Raw genomic sequence first — 15,863 nt, forward strand, 5'->3', positions numbered from 1 at the left:
CAGACGGGCGGATCGAGGCCGTGACGCCCAACCGGGCTGCCGTACCGGAGCGGGTCAGCAAGCACACGGTCATGAACCTCGACGAGTGGCCGTACCCGAAGGCGCCGCTGGTGCCGCTGGCCGAGTCGGTGCACGAGCGGATGAGCGTGGAGATCTTCCGGGGTTGCACGCGCGGCTGCCGGTTCTGCCAGGCCGGAATGATCACCCGGCCGGTTCGCGAGCGCAGCATCACCGGCATCGGCGAGATGGTCGCCCAGGGCCTGTCGGCCAGCGGCTTCGACGAGGTCGGCCTGCTCTCGCTGTCCAGCGCCGACCACTCAGAGATCGGCGAGATCACCAAGCAGCTCGCCGACCGCTACGAGGACGAGCGGGTCAGCCTGAGCCTGCCGTCGACGCGGGTCGACGCGTTCAACATCGACCTGGCGGGCGAGCTGACCCGCAACGGTCGGCGCTCCGGGTTGACCTTCGCGCCCGAGGGAGGCTCCGAGCGGATCCGCAAGGTCATCAACAAGATGGTGACCGAGGAGGACCTCATCCGGACCGTCGCCGCCGCCTACGGTGCGGGGTGGCGACAGGTGAAGCTCTACTTCATGTGCGGGCTGCCGACCGAGACCGACGAGGACGTGCTCCAGATCGCCGAGGTGGCCAAGCGGGTCATCGACACCGGCCGGCAGGTCAGCGGCCGCAAGGACATCCGCTGCACCGTGTCCATCGGCGGGTTCGTGCCCAAACCGCACACGCCGTTCCAGTGGTGCAGCCAGCTCGGGGTGGAGGCGACCGACACGCGGCTGGCCAAGCTGCGCGAGGCGATCCGGGCCGACCGCCGCTACGGCTCCGCGATCGGGTTCCGCTACCACGACGGCGAACCCGGTCTCGTCGAGGGGATGCTGTCCCGCGGCGACCGCCGGGTGGGTCGGGTGATCGAGGCGGTCTGGCGTGACGGCGGACGGTTCGACGGGTGGAGCGAGCACTTCTCCTACGAGCGCTGGATGCGGAGCGCTGCGCAGGCGTTCGCCGACCTGCCGGTGGACGTCGACTGGTTCACCACCCGGGAGCGGGGTCAGTCCGAGGTGCTGCCGTGGGACCACCTCGACTCGGGCCTCGACAAGGACTGGCTCTGGGAGGACTGGCTCGACGCCCAGGACGAGACCGAGGTCGACGACTGCCGGTGGACCCCGTGCTTCGACTGCGGGGTGTGCCCGCAGCTGGGCACCGACATCGAGATCGGCCCGACCGGCAAGAAGCTGCTGCCGCTGACCGTCGTCGGCTCGGGCCGGGAGCAGCTCGTCGACCACCCCTGATCTCGGGACTTCCCCGCCGATCTCGGGACTTCCCTGCCGATCTCGGGACTTCCCCGCCGATCTCGGGACTTCCCCGCCGGACTGTTGCTGGTGGTCGGCGATTCCCGAGTCCCCCACCACCAGCCACAGTGCACCCACCGGGAGGGGCGTGGAGGCAGAGGTTGTCATGCTTCCAGCTTCGTGGCCCGGGCCGCCCGCCACCTCGGACCACGGTCGCGCCCCGGACAGCGACCGCGGTATGCCGACGAGAGCGGCGGCCTACCAGTTCGCCTCGGCCGGCGCCGGCGGCAGGGCCACGTCGCTGGGGTGGATCACGTAGGCCACGCCACCGGAGTGGGGGATCCACGTGTTCTCGAACTGCTCGCGGTCATAGACGGTGCGCACCTGGTCGTTGCTCGGGATCAGGTGGGAGGCGGGGTCGTTGACCACGACGTCGCCGTCCTTGGTGAAGCCGACGATGACCATGAGGTGCCCACCCGTGCTGTAGCCGGCGCCGTCCAGCTCACCCTTCTTCCACGACACGGACACCACGAGCGGGATGCCGTGCTTGATGAACTGCTCGGCCTCGGTGAGCGAGCGCAGCCGGGTGACGAAGCCCTCGACACCGAACCGGCCGGCATACGCCGCGTTGAAGGGCCAGTTGCCGGCCCCGTCGTAGTTGTAGTCGTAGGTGTTGCGTGCCGCGTGGTCCACCCACGGGTCCTGGTATGCCGGGTCCACCCAGGCGTAGTCCTCGGGCTTGGGGCCGCTGCGCCAGTAGGCGAGCACCATCGAGGTGGACGTGGGGCTGCACCAGGCTTCGCCGCCGCCGTCCCACTGGGGGTACTGCCCGTTGTGGACCTCCTGGGAGTAGGCGGGCACGTCCAGCGTGATGCCCTCCGCCCCGCCGAGCGGGCTGGCCGGGACGTGGCCGGGCACGTCGATCCGTGAGGCCATGGCCCCCACCAGGCTGACCGTGGGGGAGAGCCGGGTGCCGTGCGGGCGGTAGAGCGTCACCCGCAGCTGGTAGCGCGACAGGCTGTGGCCGCCGGAGGCGACGAAGGTGTCAATCGCCACGTAGCCGAGGTCGTCGCCCTGCCGGGGGACCGAGGTGCGGTGGATCGCGCCACCGGCCGCGGGGTCGTTCTCCGCCCAGCGGCCCATGACGTACCACTTCGACATCGCCCCGGTGTCGGCCAGCCCCCGCATCTCGACCTGCACCCAGGTGTGGCCGGGGGTCTGGGCGTTCCAGGAGGCGATGAGCTCGCTGAGGTCGAACCCGGGCGTCACCATCGGGGAGGTCCAGGTGGCGTAGTCGTAGCGCCGCGCGCCGCTGTCGCCGAAGGGGTCCGTGTACTCCCGGGTTCCCACCGTCCGGGCGATGCTGAGGGAGTCGTGGTCGACCCGCACGCCGTCCTTGGTGCCGCGGGCGAACGCCGCCGTCCGGGACCACTTGTGGAAGCTGACGTGCTGGGACGAGTCGGCGGCCGCGGCGCCGATCCCCGCCTCCGCCCGCGGTGACACCTGCGGCGTGGCGAGGGCGGCTCCGGTCGCCCCCGTGACGGTCATGAACAGTGCCGCACACGCGGCAACCAGGGCCTTGCGGACCATGACGTTCTCCCTCTGGCTGGCATCCTGCCGCGACGCTAGCGGCCGGCGCACAGCCGCAGGGTCAAGCGAAGGTAAAAAGTTGCGTAGCTGGTCAGGAAGAGATGAGGAAGTGACGGATCGGTAGCCTGAGCGGCATGGCCAAGCGCGTTCCCGAGGGGCCGGCACCGGAGCCCGCGGTGCAGAAGCTGCGGCTGCGCTACGCCAAGCGCGGCCGGCTGCGCTTCACCTCCACCCGCGACTTCCAGCGCGCCCTGGAGCGGGCGGTGCGCCGCGCGGGCGTGCCCATGGCCTACTCCGCCGGCTTCCACCCGCACCCCAAGATCTCCTACGCGGGCGCCGCCCCGACCGGCGCGGCCAGCGAGGCGGAGTACGTCGAGCTGTCGGTCACCGAGCGGGTCGCCCCCGAGCGGCTCCGCGCCGCCCTGGACGCCGCGCTGCCGGACGGGCTCGACATCCTGGAGGTGGTGGAGGCCGAGGCGGGGGCCCTTGCCGAACGCCTCCAGGCCAGCCTGTGGCAGCTCGAACTGCGCGGTATGCCGGAGCACGAGCTGGTGGCGGCTGTCACCGCGTTCCTCGCGCAGGAGCGGGTCGAGGTGACCCGCATGATGAAGCGCGGTCCGCGCACCTTCGACGTGCGGGAGGCCGTGGTCTCCTTGGGCGCATCCCCGTCGAAGGACCGGGCCTGTGCGATACTGACGATGGTCGTGCGGCACACCACACCCGCCGTACGCCCCGACGACGTCCTCACCGCGCTGCGCGAAGTCGCGGGCCTCGTGCCTCCGTCGCCACCCTTGGTGACCCGGCTGGCGCAGGGACCGCTGGAGACCGCAACCGCGAGGGTGGCCGACCCACTGGCTGCCGACCGGGACGGCGACGGCGCCGCAGCCGGTGACGCGCCCACGCGCGAGCCGGGCACGGCGTAGCACGACGACTTCCGTCGCACCCTGCACGGCGCTGGACGGCCCGGGCGGGGCGGGCGACGTGATCGCGCATCGCGCGGCGAACGAGGGCACCGCCCGGGTGTGGCGATCGCCGGCGCGTGCAGACGGAGACGCCACATGGCATCCAAGGACACCGAACCCCGCCAGGACAACCTGTTTTCCTCCACGGATCCGCAGGACCTGACCGCCGACGGGCCCGCCGCCGACCGGACCGAAGGCTCCGGCGGCGTCCCTTCCGACGGGAGCACCGATCCGGACACCCAGCAGGCCGCCGCAGACGCCGGCTCGGGGTCTCCGGCGCCGTCTCGTCCCGCCCCGGGCATCGGCCTCATCTTCCAGGCACCCGAGCCCACGGTGCTCCCGCCTCGACGCCGCACTCGTGCGGAGGACGAGGACGACCAGCAGACCGCTGAGGACACGGGCGTCGACCAGCAGGACGAGCGCGACGACGAGGACGACACCGGCAGTGCCAGTGGCCGGCGGCGGGGCCGGCGCGGCGGCAGGGGCCGCCGCAGCCGAGGCCGTGCGGGCGGCGAGGAGGGCGCCGACGGCACCGAGGAGGACCACGAGCGGTCCGAGGCGGACTCGTCGAAGGGCGACGACCGGGCGGACAAGGGTGCGGTCAAGGCGGAGAAGTCCGGCAAGAGCACCAAGGGGGGCAGGGCCGACAAGGGCGAGAAGGCCGGCAAGAAGGCCAAGGGGGAGCCGGACTCCACGGAGAACGCAGGGTCCCCCGCGGACGTCGAGGACGCGGAGGAGGCGGGCGAGGGCTCCGGCTCCAGCCGCCGTCGTCGGCGCCGCCGCCGTAGCGGGTCCGGTAACGGCGAGGAGGACGACGCGCCCGGCACCGTGACCAAGGTGCGCGAAGGGCGCAAGGCGCGCGACGAGGTCGCCTCCGTCAAGGGCTCCACCCGGCTGGAGGCCAAGAAGCAGCGCCGGCGTGAGGGACGCGAGGCCGGCCGCCGCCGCACGATCATCACCGAGGCCGAGTTCCTCGCCCGCCGCGAGAGCGTCGAGCGGACGATGGTGGTGCGGCACCGGGACGACCGCACCCAGATCGGGGTCCTGGAGGACGGCGTCCTCGTCGAGCACTACGTGTCGCGGGAGAGCGGCTCCGCCCAGAGCATCGCCGGCAATGTCTACCTCGGCCGGGTCCAGAACGTGCTGCCCTCCATGGAGGCCGCGTTCATCGACATCGGCAAGGGCCGCAACGCCGTCCTCTACGCCGGTGAGGTCAACTGGGACGCCGCCGGCTTGGAGAACAACCAGCCCAAGCGGATCGAGCACGCGCTGAAGTCCGGGGAGAGCGTCCTGGTGCAGGTCACCAAGGACCCGATGGGCCACAAGGGAGCGCGCCTCACCTCGCAGGTGTCGCTGCCGGGGCGCTACCTGGTCTACGTGCCCGGCAACGCCATGACCGGCATCTCTCGCAAGCTGCCCGACACCGAGCGGGCCCGGCTGAAGAAGATCCTGCGGGAGATCGTCCCCGACGATGCCGGAGTCATCGTGCGCACCGCCGCGGAGGGCGCCTCCGAGGACGAGCTGCGTGCTGACGTCGAGCGGCTCACCCGCACCTGGGAGGCCATCCAGAAGAAGGCGAAGACGGCAAACGCGCCGACGCTGCTGCACGGCGAACCCGACCTGACGGTGCGGGTGATCCGCGACGTGTTCAACGAGGACTTCTCCTCCCTGGTCGTCGCCGGCGAGACCTCCTGGCAGGAGGTGAGCAACTACGTGGGGTCGGTCGCGCCCGACCTCGCCGACCGGCTCAGCCACTGGACCGCCGAGGAGGACGTCTTCGCCCACTACCGGGTCGACGAGCAGCTCGCCAAGGCGATGGACCGCAAGGTGTGGCTGCCCTCGGGTGGGTCCCTGGTCATCGACCGGACCGAGGCGATGACCGTCATCGACGTCAACACCGGCAAGTTCGTGGGGTCCGGCGGCAACCTCGAGGAGACCGTCACCAAGAACAACATCGAGGCGGCCGAGGAGATCGTCCGCCAGCTCCGGCTGCGGGACATCGGCGGCATCATCGTCATCGACTTCATCGACATGGTGCTGGAGAGCAACCGCGAGCTGGTCGTGCGGCGGCTCGTGGAGTGCCTCGGCCGGGACCGCACCAAGCACCAGGTGGCCGAGGTGACCTCCCTCGGCCTGGTGCAGATGACGCGCAAGCGGGTCGGCACGGGGCTGATCGAGGTCTTCTCCGAGACCTGCGAGCACTGCAACGGCCGTGGCATCGTCATCCACTCCGAGCCGGTCGACAAGCAGAACGGCGACAGCGGCCGTTCCCGCACCCGCAAGGGCAAGTCGTCCAAGGGGTCCAGCCAGCAGAAGGCACAGCCGGAGCCGGCCAAGCAGAACAACGGGCCGACCCCCGCCCAGATCGCCGCGGCGGCGCACGCGGCGGCCCTGCAGGCGGCGACCGCAGGTGGTGAGCCGGAGCCGGTGGCCGCCGGGGCTGCGGTCGACGACGCCGCGGCGCCGGACGCCTCCGGGGACTCCACGCCCGAGGCCGCGCCCTCCGTGTCGGTGGCTCCCGAGCAGGCGGACGCCACGGCGCCCGACGCGGCGGTCCCACCTGAGGCAAGCCGCCCCACCACGCGCCGCCGGCACAAGCGCGCACGCGTCGTCGCGCCCGCCGGCCCGCCCGGGCAGACCACCCCGACGGTGGCCGACTCCGCCGGCGAGCAGCACACCGAGCCGGGCACGGAGGCAGCCGCCGAACAGCCCACCGAGGCGACGCCGCCGGCCGATCAGCCGGACCCGACGTCCGACGCCCCGGCCAGCGCGGAGTGAGCGTCGCTGGTTTGGTGCGGCGCCGCGCCAGCCGGTAGGCTGTCCCCTCGGTGCGCCCACCGTGTCGCGCGCCGTCCCGCCGAGCCGTTGGTCCGTGGTGTCCACGAGACGCGCCCGGCGGCGGCGACTGCGGCCCGGTACCGAAGCGGCCCCGCCCCAAGTAGACCTACGAGAGTGAGCTCAGCGTGTATGCGATCGTCCGTGCCGGTGGCCGGCAGGAGAAGGTGTCCGTCGGTGACGTCCTCATCATCGACCGCGTGGCGGGTGCCGCCGGCGACAGCATCGACCTCACTCCGCTGCTCCTGATCGACGGCTCCACGGTGACCAGCGACGCCGACAAGCTCGCGCAGGCCAGCGTGAAGGCCGAGGTGGTCGGTCCGGCCAAGGGCCCGAAGATCACCATCATGAAGTTCAAGAACAAGACCGGCTACCGCAAGCGCCAGGGCCACCGCCAGCACCAGACCAAGGTGAAGGTCACCGCGATCAACGCCTGAGCGCCCGCCCCGGCCGCTCGGCTCGATCCCGACTCTCCGCTCCGACAGACCCCCAGAACAGGCAGGTAGTCAGATGGCACACAAGAAGGGTGCATCGTCCTCGCGCAACGGGCGCGACTCCAACGCGCAGCGGCTCGGCGTGAAGCGCTTCGGCGGCCAGCTCGTGGGCGCCGGTGAGATCCTCGTCCGCCAGCGCGGCACCAAGTTCCACCCCGGTGCCAACGTGGGCCGCGGCGGCGACGACACGCTGTTCGCGCTCAGCGCGGGCGCCGTCGAGTTCGGCACACAGCGTGGCCGCAAGACGGTCAGCGTCGTCGCCACGGACGCCGCGGCCACTGCCGCCACCGATGCTGCCGAGGGCGGCGTCGCCGCTCCCTCGGCCTGAGACAGACGCGGATCTAGGCACTTCCCCACACCTCTAGGGAGTTATCTCCCGAGATCGGTGGGGAAGTCCCGAGATCCGCGAAGAGGAGAACGCCATGGCCGCCAGCTTCGTCGACCGCGTGCTGCTGCACGTCTCGGCCGGAGACGGCGGCCATGGCTGTGCCTCGGTCCACCGCGAGAAGTTCAAACCGCTGGGGGGCCCCGACGGGGGCAACGGCGGGCGCGGCGGCGACGTCATCGTCCGGGTGGACCCGCAGTACACGACCCTGCTCGACTACCACCACGGCCCACACCGCCGCGCCACCAGCGGCAAGCCCGGCGCCGGCGACGAGCGCAACGGCGCCGACGGTGAGGACCTCATCCTGCCCGTGCCCGAGGGCACAGTGGTCACGTCCCCCGACGGCCAGCTGCTCGCCGACCTCGTCGGTCCGGGCGCGTCCTACGTCGTGGCCCGCGGCGGACGCGGTGGGCTGGGCAACCGGGCCCTGGCCTCCCCCCGCCGCAAGGCCCCCGGCTTCGCGCTGCTCGGTGAGCCCGGCGACGCGCTCGACGTCGTCCTGGAGCTGAAGACGCTCGCCGACGTCGCCCTCATCGGCTACCCCTCGGCCGGCAAGTCCAGCCTGGTCTCGGTCCTCAGCGCCGCGCGCCCCAAGATCGCCGACTACCCCTTCACCACCCTGGTGCCCAACCTCGGGGTCGTCACCGCCGGTGACGTCCGGTTCACCGTCGCCGACGTGCCAGGGCTGATCCCGGGCGCCAGCACCGGCAAGGGGCTGGGCCTGGAGTTCCTGCGCCACGTCGAGCGCTGCTCCGTGCTGGTCCACGTGATCGACTGCGCCACCCTCGAGCCCGGCCGCGACCCGCTCAGTGACCTCGAGGTCATCGAGCACGAGCTGGCCCAGTACGTCGCCGACGAGTCCCTCGGCGGCGCGCCGCTGTCGGAGCGGACCCGCCTCGTCGTGCTCAACAAGGCCGACGTGCCCGAGGCCCGCGAGCTGGCCGAGCTGGTGCGTCCCGACCTGGAGGAGCGTGGCCTGGAGGTCCACATCGTCTCCGCCGTCGCCCACGAGGGGCTGCGCGAGCTGTCCTTCGCCATGGCAAGGCACGTCGCGGCCGCGCGTTCCCGGGTCGAGCAGGTCGAGCCGCCCCGCGTCGTGCTGCGCCCGAAGCCCGTGGACGACACCGGATTCACCGTGGTGCGCGAGCAGACCGCCGAGGGCGAGGTCTTCCGGGTCGTCGGCGACCGCCCGACCCGCTGGGTGCGGCAGACCGACTTCGCCAACGACGAGGCCGTCGGCTACCTCGCCGACCGGCTGAACCGGCTCGGCGTCGAGGACGAGCTGCTCAGGGCCGGCGCCGTGGCCGGCTCGACCGTCCTCATCGGCCCGCAGGACGATGCGGTCGTCTTCGACTGGGAGCCGACGATGTCCGCGGGTGCCGAGCTGCTCGGCGCACGGGGCACCGACCTGCGGTTCGAGGAACGGCACCGGCCCACCCGCCAGGAGAAGCGCACCGAGCACCACGAGCGCAAGGACGCCCAGACCGCCGCCCGCGAGGAGCTGGCGGCAGAACGCCGCGCCGGCCACTGGACCGACGAGCGTTCCGGGCGATGATGACCCGAGCCCGACCCGGCCCGCTGTCGGCGGCCCACCGCCTCGTCGTCAAGGTCGGGTCCAGCTCGCTCACCACCGCCGAGGGGGGACTCGACACCGCCCGGCTGGGGGAGCTGGTCGACGTGCTGGCGACGCGCCGGGCGGCCGGCACCGAGGTCGTGCTCGTGTCCTCCGGGGCGATCGCCGCGGGCCTGGCGCCGCTCGGACTGGCTCGCCGCCCCCGGGACCTCGCCACGCAGCAGGCGGCGGCGAGCGTGGGCCAGGGCAGTCTGCTCGCCGCCTACACCCGGGCCTTCGGGGGGCACAGCGTCTCGGTGGGGCAGGTGCTGCTCACCGCCGACGACGTGACCCGCCGTTCGCACTACACCAACGCGCGCCGGACCCTCGACAAGCTGCTGACGCTGGGGATCCTGCCCGTCGTCAACGAGAACGACACGGTCGCCACGCACGAGATCCGCTTCGGTGACAACGACCGGCTCGCGGCTCTCGTCGCACACCTGGTGCGGGCGGACGCCCTGCTGCTGCTCTCCGACGTCGACGCGCTGTATGACGGTCCGCCCACCCGGGCAGGGACGCACCGGATCCCGCTCGTGCGCGGCCAGCAGGACCTCGTCGGCGTGGAGCTGCGGGGAAGCGGCTCCACGGTCGGCACCGGCGGCATGGCCACCAAGGTGGAGGCGGCAACGATTGCCACCGCCGCCGGGATCCCCGCCGTGCTCACCTCGGCGGAGCGGATCGCCGACGCCCTCGAGGGCGCCGAGGTCGGCACGCTCTTCGCCCCCACCGGGCGCCGCCGACCCTCACGGCTGCTCTGGCTCGCGCACGCCACCGCACCACAGGGCCGGCTGCTGGTCGACGACGGCGCCGTAGCAGCGGTGCTCGGGCGCCGAGCCTCGCTGCTGCCGGCGGGGATCACCGCTGTCGAGGGCAGTTTCGTCGACGGCGACCCGGTCGACGTCTGCGACGGGACCGGACACCCCATCGCCCGGGGCTTGGTCAACTACGCGGCCGGGGAGCTGCCGGACCTGCTCGGTCGCAACACGCGCGAACTGGCCCGGGCACTGGGGCCGGAGTACGAGCGCGAAGTGATCCACCGGGACGACCTCGTCCTGCTCTGACTGCGAGGTCTTTTCCCCGCGCACGCCGCGCCGGTCCTTGCGCGCGAGCCGGAGTTGTAGGAATGTCGTTCGCCGAATCGCACCGGCGTCGACGAGTAGGTGGCCATGACCGAGCAGATCACTCAAGGGCGTGGGCGGTTCGAGCACGCCGACGCCGGGCTCAAGCAGTCCATGTCGTTCACCCAGCTGCTGTTCCTGGGGGTCAGCGCCCAGGTCGGCTCGGGATGGCTCTTCGCGGTCCTCGCGGCCGCCGGCTTTGCCGGCCCGGCCGCCCTGTTGGCCTGGCTGATCGCCGGCATTCTCATCGGGCTGATCGCGCTGTCCTACGCCGAGCTCGGCTCGATGCTCCCGCGCTCGGGCGCGATCGTGCGCTACACCTACCTGACGCACGGCAGCTTCGCCGGCTGGATCATCGGCTGGGCCTACTGGCTGTCAGCGGTCTCCATCCCGCCCATCGAGGCCGAGGCGGTGCTCACCTACCTCGGCGGCGCCTACCCGCAGACCCACTTCCTGCACAAGCAGCAGGGCGTGGACGTCCTGACCTGGCCCAACGGGATCGTCGCCGGGATCATCCTCATGCTGTTCTTCTTCGCGCTGAACTTCTACGGCGCCAAGCTCCTGTCGGAGTCCAACCGCTGGGTGACCCTGTGGAAGATCCTGCTGCCGACCGCGACGTTCTGCTTCCTGTTCGCGATCCTCAACGCCAGCAACTTCCACGCCTACGGCGGCTTCGCGCCCCGCGGCGTGCAGCCGATCTTCCACGCGATCGCCTCGGCCGGAATCATCTTCTCCTTGCTGGGCTTCCGGCAGGCCCTCGACTACGGCGGTGAGGTCCGCAACCCGCAGCGCAACGTCCCCATGGCCACCTGGGGCTCGATCGTCATCCCCGTGGTCCTCTACACCCTGTTGCAGGTGGCCTTCGTGGGCGCCATCAACTGGTCCGACATGGGCCTCAAGCCGGGCCAGTGGGACCTGCTGCAGACCAGCAAGTGGGCCGACGGACCGTTCTTCCACGCCCTCGACTCGGCCGGCATCGCCGCGCTCGCCGCGCTGGGGACGTTGCTGCTGATCGACGCGGCCGTCTCGCCGTTGGCCACCGGCTGGGTCTACCTCGGCACCGGCGCGCGCACGGCATACGGCCTGGGGGTGCACCGCAACGTTCCCCCGATCTTCCAGGCCAACAACCGCTTCGGCATCCCGTGGGTGGCGCTGATCGTCTCCACCGTCGTGGGGTGCGTGTTCTTCGTCCCCGCCCCGAGCTGGTACCAGCTGGTCGGCTTCATCAGCGCCGCCGCCGTCCTCACCTACGTGATGGGCGGTGTCGGGCTGCCGGTGATGCGGCGCACCGCGCCACAGATCCCGCGCCCGTTCCGGCTCAAGGCCGTGGGTTTCTGGTCGCCGATCAGCTTCGTCGTGGCGATGCTCATCGTCTACTGGGCCGGCTTCTCCACGCTCGCCAACGTCATCACCGCGACCTTCATCGGCCTGCCGCTGTTCGTCTGGTACTACGGCTGGAAGCGCGGCTGGCTTTCCCCGGTTCCGGCGACGATCCTGGGGGTCGTCTTCCTTGGCGTGTGGGCCTACATCGCGTATGCCGGGGGCTGGGTGCTCACCTCCAGCGGTGGGCAGCGTTCCGGTGGCTGGTCGTTCGGCGTCTACGACATCGTCTTCTCCGCCGTGGTGCTCGCGTTCTGCCTGCTGCTGCGGTGGCTGTCGAATGCGGAGGGCCGCCAGCACATCGACGCCACCTGGTGGCTGATCTTCCTGCTGCTGGCCACGCTGCCGGCCTCCTACTTCGGCTACTACGGGCCGCTGAAGAACCCGCCGCTCGGGTTCCCGTGGGGAACCTTGGTCGAGATCGGCATCGGGCTCATCGCCTACTACTGGGGCGTTCGCGTCGGGTTCAACACCGAGGAGATGCAGGACATCTGTGCCAGCTACGAGGAGGGCGGGACCGAGGCCGCGGCCGCGAAGCTGGCGGACGAGTGACCAGAAGGCGGTCACCGTCCCGGGTGCCGCGCACTGCGCTCTAGGCTGGATCGGTGGTCCAGAGCAACAGCAGCCAGGTCGAGCAGGACGCCGCCGGGCAGGTCACCGAGGTGGCCACCCGCTCCCGGGAGGCCGCCCGGGTGCTCCGACCGACCTCCGGCGCGGTGCGCAACACCGCGCTGCGCGCTCTCGCCGACGCGGTCGACGCGGCCGCGACGGACGTCGTGCGGGCCAACGGCGCGGACCTCAGCCGCGGGCGTGAGGGCGGGCTGTCCGAGGCGCTGCTGGACCGCCTCGCGCTCGACGAAGCGCGTGTGCACGCCGTCGCCGAGGGCCTCCGCGACGTGGCGGCGCTGCCGGACCCGCTCGGGGACGTGGTCCGCGGATCCACGCTGCCGAACGGGCTCCAAGTTCGTCAGCTGCGGGTACCGATGGGCGTGGTGGGCATGATCTACGAGGCCCGCCCGAACGTCACCGTCGACGCGGCTGGCCTGGCCCTCAAGAGCGGCAACGCCGTCATCCTGCGCGGGGGTTCGGCCGCCGAGCAGACCAACCGGGCGCTCGTGGGCGTGCTCCGCGAGGCGCTGACTGCCCAGGGCCTGCCGGCGGACGCGGTGGCCCTGCTCGAGGGGGGGCGCGAGGTCGTCCGGGCCCTCATGGCCGCTCGCGGACTCGTCGACGTGCTCATCCCGCGCGGGGGTGCCGGCCTGATCCGCACCGTCGTCGAGGAGTCCACCGTGCCGGTCATCGAGACCGGCGTGGGCAACTGCCACGTCTACGTCGATGCCGCAGCCGACCTGGGCAAGGCGCTGCCGATCCTGCTGAACTCCAAGACCCACCGGCCCAGTGTCTGCAACGCGGCCGAGTCGTTGCTGGTGCACCGCGACGTCGCCGACGCGTTCCTGCCGAAGGCACTCACCGAGCTCACCACCGCCGGCGTGCGCGTCCACGTCGACGAGCGGGCGGCGAGGTGCGCGCAGGCGGCCGGGACGGCATACGAGCCGGCGACGGAGGAGGACTGGGACACCGAGTACCTCTCCCTCGACCTCGCCGTGCGGGTCGTGGACTCCCTCGACGAGGCACTGGACCACGTCGGCCGCCACGGAAGCGGGCACACCGAGGCGATCGTCACCGAGGACCGGTCCGCCGCGCGCCGCTGGGTGGCCGAGGTGGACGCCGCTGCGGTGCTGGTCAACGCCTCCACCCGGTTCACCGACGGCGCCCAGCTCGGCCTCGGCGCCGAGATCGGCATCTCGACGCAGAAGCTGCACGCGCGCGGGCCGATGGGGCTGGCCGAGCTCACCACCACCACCTGGGTGATCGAGGGCGACGGTCAGGTTCGCGCGTAGCGTGAACTCGACCGTCCGGTCCGTTCCTGAAGGGGCGGCCGAGCGAGCGTTCGGCCGCGCCGGTGCCCGCCCGTGGTGGCCCACCCACTACCCTTGGGGCCATGACGTCGTCGCTTGTCTCCTTCGGTGCCCTCGTGAGGGACCACGAGCACAACCTGCCCTTCGGCTCGTGGTGGTTCGGCATCATCGCCATCGCCTGCTTCATGGCCGCGCTCGGCATCCTGTGGTTCTTCCGCCACAACTTCGAGAAGTACGGCCAGACCCAGCGCGGGGACCGCCACTGACCACTCGACTCGGGGTCATGGGCGGCACCTTCGATCCCATCCACCACGGCCACCTCGTCGCAGCGAGCGAGGTGGCGTCGTTGTTCCACCTCGACGAGGTCGTCTTCGTGCCGACCGGGCAGCCGTGGCAGAAGGACGACCGTGAGGTCTCCCCGGCCGAGGACCGCTACCTGATGACGGTCATCGCGACGGCGTCCAACCCGCGGTTCACCGTCAGCCGCGTCGACATCGACCGGCCCGGCCCGACCTACACGCTCGACACGCTGCGGGACCTGCACGCCCAGCGTCCCGACGCCGAGCTGTTCTTCATCACCGGCGCCGACGCGCTCGGCCAGATCCTGTCGTGGAAGGACATCGACGAGATCTGGGACCTGGCCCACTTCATCGGCGTGACCCGTCCCGGCCACGAGCTGTCCAGCACCGGCCTGCCGCAGGACGGGGTCAGCCTCCAGGAGGTCCCGGCGATGGCGATCAGCTCGACGGACTGCCGGGACCGGGTCCGTGACGGCGAGCCGGTGTGGTACCTCGTCCCGGACGGCGTGGTGCAGTACATCGCCAAGTACCAGCTCTACCGCCGGCAGGACGGGGCCCCAGCGGGGCCGGCCGTGCGGGCAACCACCTAGGAGGACGCGCGTGGTCGCCACGCAGCACGCACTCGACCTGGCCCGGGCGGCCGCGGCGGCGGCCGAGGACAAGCTCGCCACCGACGTCGTCGCCATCGACGTCAGCGACCAGCTCATCCTCACCGACGTCTTCGTGCTGGCCTCGGCCCCGAACGACCGGCAGGTCCACGCCATCGTCGACGCCGTGGAGGAGCGCCTGCACCAGCTGCGCGCCAAGCCGGTGCGCCGGGAGGGGGAGCGTGAGGGCCGTTGGGTACTGCTGGACTTCGGCGACGTCGTGGTGCACGTCCAGCACGAGGAGGAACGCGAGTTCTACCAGCTCGAACGGCTCTGGCGCGACTGTCCCACCATCGACCTGTCGGCCTAGCCGATGAGCCCTGCGGGCACCTCCGCCGCAGCTGCCCCGGCCCGCCGCCTCATCATCTGGCGGCACGGGCAGACCGACCACAACGCCCAGGGCCTCTGGCAGGGGCACCTCGACACCCCGCTGTCAGCCCTGGGGCGCGCCCAAGCGGCGGCCGCGGCCGCCGAGCTCGCGGCATACCGTCCCTCGCTGGTGGTGAGCAGCGACCTCGAGCGCGCGGCGCAGACCGCGGGGGCCCTCGCCTCGGTGACCGGCCAGCACGTCCGGTATGACGCGCGCTTCCGGGAGATCCACGTCGGTGAGTGGCAGGGCCTCACCGCGGGCGACGTGGCCGAGCGCTACCCCGAGCTCAACGAGGCCCTCGGGCAGGGGCAGGACCTGCCGCGGGGCGTGAGCGGGGAGACCGTGGCGCAGGTGCTCGACCGGGCCGCCCCGGCCGCCGAGGAGCTGCTCGCGCAGCTGGGGCCGGGGGAGTGCGCCGTGCTCGCCACGCACGGCGTCACGGGGCGCGCGCTCGCCGCCGCGCTGGCCGGCATCGAGCAGCACACCGCCTGGCGGTCCCTGGCCGGGCTGCACAACGGCCACTGGGCGCTGCTGCAGGAGGGCCGCCACGGTTGGCGGATCGAGGTCTGGAACGCCGGTGTCGCGGTCTCCGCGGCCGGCTGAGCGGCCCGCCGCGCACTTACCCCAGGCGGCTGAGCGGCCTACCGCGCACTCACCCCAGGCGGCTGAGCGGCCCGCCGCGCACTTACCCCAGGCGGAAGGTCGTCATGCGGCGCCAGGAGTCGGGCTCGTCGCTGCCCGACCACAGCGAGACGCCGCTGACGGTGGTGCGGATCGGCAGGTTGTCCCGCACCTCCTGCTCCACCTGCTCCAGCTCCGCCCGGCTGACGTCGTGGGCGATGGTCAGGTGCGGGACCACGTCCTCGTGCTGCCCGTCGTACGGCGGGCAGTCGGGGAAGCGGTCGGCGAGGGCGAGGGTCAGGTCGCGGAAGGTTGCCGCCGGCTCGGGCG

Annotated in this window: 15 protein-coding genes; 13 read left to right on the top strand and 2 right to left on the bottom strand. The window is 72.0% G+C overall.

The genetic code is table 11. The features are described 5' to 3' along the window. Positions 1-1,301 (top strand): radical SAM protein (locus tag VFL99_RS15185; RefSeq protein ID WP_325107196.1); only part of this gene is annotated, 1,301 nt, incomplete at its 5' end. A 258-nt stretch (positions 1,302-1,559) separates the two neighbouring features. On the opposite strand, the gene VFL99_RS15190 is transcribed toward VFL99_RS15185, so the two are convergent. Further along, a complete protein-coding gene (locus VFL99_RS15190) occupies positions 1,560-2,891 on the bottom strand; it encodes a C39 family peptidase (protein ID WP_325107197.1) in 1,332 nt (443 codons plus the stop codon). Between the two features lie 134 nt (positions 2,892-3,025). Between VFL99_RS15190 and VFL99_RS15195 the strand changes: the two genes are divergently transcribed. The 12 genes from VFL99_RS15195 (at position 3,026) to VFL99_RS15250 (ending at position 15,515) form a co-directional block, all read left to right on the top strand. Further along, the gene (locus VFL99_RS15195; protein WP_325107198.1) at positions 3,026-3,814 is read left to right on the top strand and encodes a TIGR03936 family radical SAM-associated protein; all 789 of its coding nucleotides are present in this window, start codon (positions 3,026-3,028) and stop codon (positions 3,812-3,814) included. A 135-nt stretch (positions 3,815-3,949) separates the two neighbouring features. Next, on the top strand, positions 3,950-6,631 hold the full coding sequence (locus VFL99_RS15200) for an Rne/Rng family ribonuclease (protein ID WP_325107199.1): 2,682 nt from the start codon (positions 3,950-3,952) through the stop codon (positions 6,629-6,631). Between the two features lie 185 nt (positions 6,632-6,816). Continuing rightward, positions 6,817-7,125, top strand: a complete 309-nt coding sequence (gene rplU / locus VFL99_RS15205; RefSeq protein ID WP_325107200.1) for a 50S ribosomal protein L21 — start codon at positions 6,817-6,819, stop codon at positions 7,123-7,125. A 73-nt stretch (positions 7,126-7,198) separates the two neighbouring features. Continuing rightward, positions 7,199-7,510, top strand: coding sequence for a 50S ribosomal protein L27 (rpmA, locus tag VFL99_RS15210; RefSeq protein WP_325107201.1), 312 nt, complete (start codon positions 7,199-7,201; stop codon positions 7,508-7,510). A 94-nt stretch (positions 7,511-7,604) separates the two neighbouring features. Next, complete coding sequence (obgE, locus tag VFL99_RS15215) at positions 7,605-9,122, top strand: GTPase ObgE (RefSeq protein WP_325107202.1); 1,518 nt, start codon at positions 7,605-7,607, stop codon at positions 9,120-9,122. Further along, positions 9,119-10,240, top strand: coding sequence for a glutamate 5-kinase (gene proB / locus VFL99_RS15220; protein ID WP_325107203.1), 1,122 nt, complete (start codon positions 9,119-9,121; stop codon positions 10,238-10,240). Before obgE ends, proB begins: the two co-directional genes overlap by 4 nt. A gap of 105 nt (positions 10,241-10,345) precedes the next feature. After that, positions 10,346-12,229, top strand: coding sequence for an APC family permease (locus tag VFL99_RS15225; protein ID WP_325107204.1), 1,884 nt, complete (start codon positions 10,346-10,348; stop codon positions 12,227-12,229). A 53-nt stretch (positions 12,230-12,282) separates the two neighbouring features. Then, positions 12,283-13,578: a glutamate-5-semialdehyde dehydrogenase gene (locus tag VFL99_RS15230; RefSeq protein ID WP_325107205.1), complete on the top strand. Its 1,296-nt coding sequence runs from the start codon at positions 12,283-12,285 to the stop codon at positions 13,576-13,578. Positions 13,579-13,679: 101 nt separating this feature from the next. Continuing rightward, a complete protein-coding gene (locus tag VFL99_RS15235; protein WP_325107206.1) occupies positions 13,680-13,862 on the top strand; it encodes a hypothetical protein in 183 nt (60 codons plus the stop codon). Then, positions 13,859-14,485, top strand: coding sequence for a nicotinate-nucleotide adenylyltransferase (gene nadD, locus VFL99_RS15240; RefSeq protein ID WP_325107210.1), 627 nt, complete (start codon positions 13,859-13,861; stop codon positions 14,483-14,485). The genes VFL99_RS15235 and nadD overlap by 4 nt, the downstream gene beginning before the upstream one ends. Positions 14,486-14,495: 10 nt before the next feature. Further along, entirely contained in the window at positions 14,496-14,852 is a 357-nt protein-coding gene (rsfS, locus tag VFL99_RS15245) for a ribosome silencing factor (RefSeq protein WP_325107207.1), read from the top strand. A gap of 3 nt (positions 14,853-14,855) precedes the next feature. Next, positions 14,856-15,515, top strand: coding sequence for a histidine phosphatase family protein (locus VFL99_RS15250; RefSeq protein ID WP_325107208.1), 660 nt, complete (start codon positions 14,856-14,858; stop codon positions 15,513-15,515). Between the two features lie 82 nt (positions 15,516-15,597). Here the strand turns inward: VFL99_RS15250 and VFL99_RS15255 are convergent. Then, on the bottom strand, positions 15,598-15,863 hold a 266-nt coding region (locus VFL99_RS15255; protein WP_325107209.1), incomplete at its 5' end, for a 2'-5' RNA ligase family protein.

This window comes from Segeticoccus sp. (assembly GCF_035708005.1).

Bases quoted from the DNA above. Each gene is read 5' to 3' on its own strand.
- VFL99_RS15190 (WP_325107197.1), bottom strand. From the start codon at position 2,891: ATGGTCCGCAAGGCCCTGGTTGCCGCGTGTGCGGCACTGTTCATGACC.
- VFL99_RS15195 (WP_325107198.1), top strand. From the start codon at position 3,026: ATGGCCAAGCGCGTTCCCGAGGGGCCGGCACCGGAGCCCGCGGTGCAG.
- VFL99_RS15200 (WP_325107199.1), top strand. From the start codon at position 3,950: ATGGCATCCAAGGACACCGAACCCCGCCAGGACAACCTGTTTTCCTCC.
- rpmA (WP_325107201.1), top strand. From the start codon at position 7,199: ATGGCACACAAGAAGGGTGCATCGTCCTCGCGCAACGGGCGCGACTCC.
- obgE (WP_325107202.1), top strand. From the start codon at position 7,605: ATGGCCGCCAGCTTCGTCGACCGCGTGCTGCTGCACGTCTCGGCCGGA.
- proB (WP_325107203.1), top strand. From the start codon at position 9,119: ATGATGACCCGAGCCCGACCCGGCCCGCTGTCGGCGGCCCACCGCCTC.
- VFL99_RS15225 (WP_325107204.1), top strand. From the start codon at position 10,346: ATGACCGAGCAGATCACTCAAGGGCGTGGGCGGTTCGAGCACGCCGAC.
- VFL99_RS15235 (WP_325107206.1), top strand. From the start codon at position 13,680: ATGACGTCGTCGCTTGTCTCCTTCGGTGCCCTCGTGAGGGACCACGAG.
- VFL99_RS15250 (WP_325107208.1), top strand. From the start codon at position 14,856: ATGAGCCCTGCGGGCACCTCCGCCGCAGCTGCCCCGGCCCGCCGCCTC.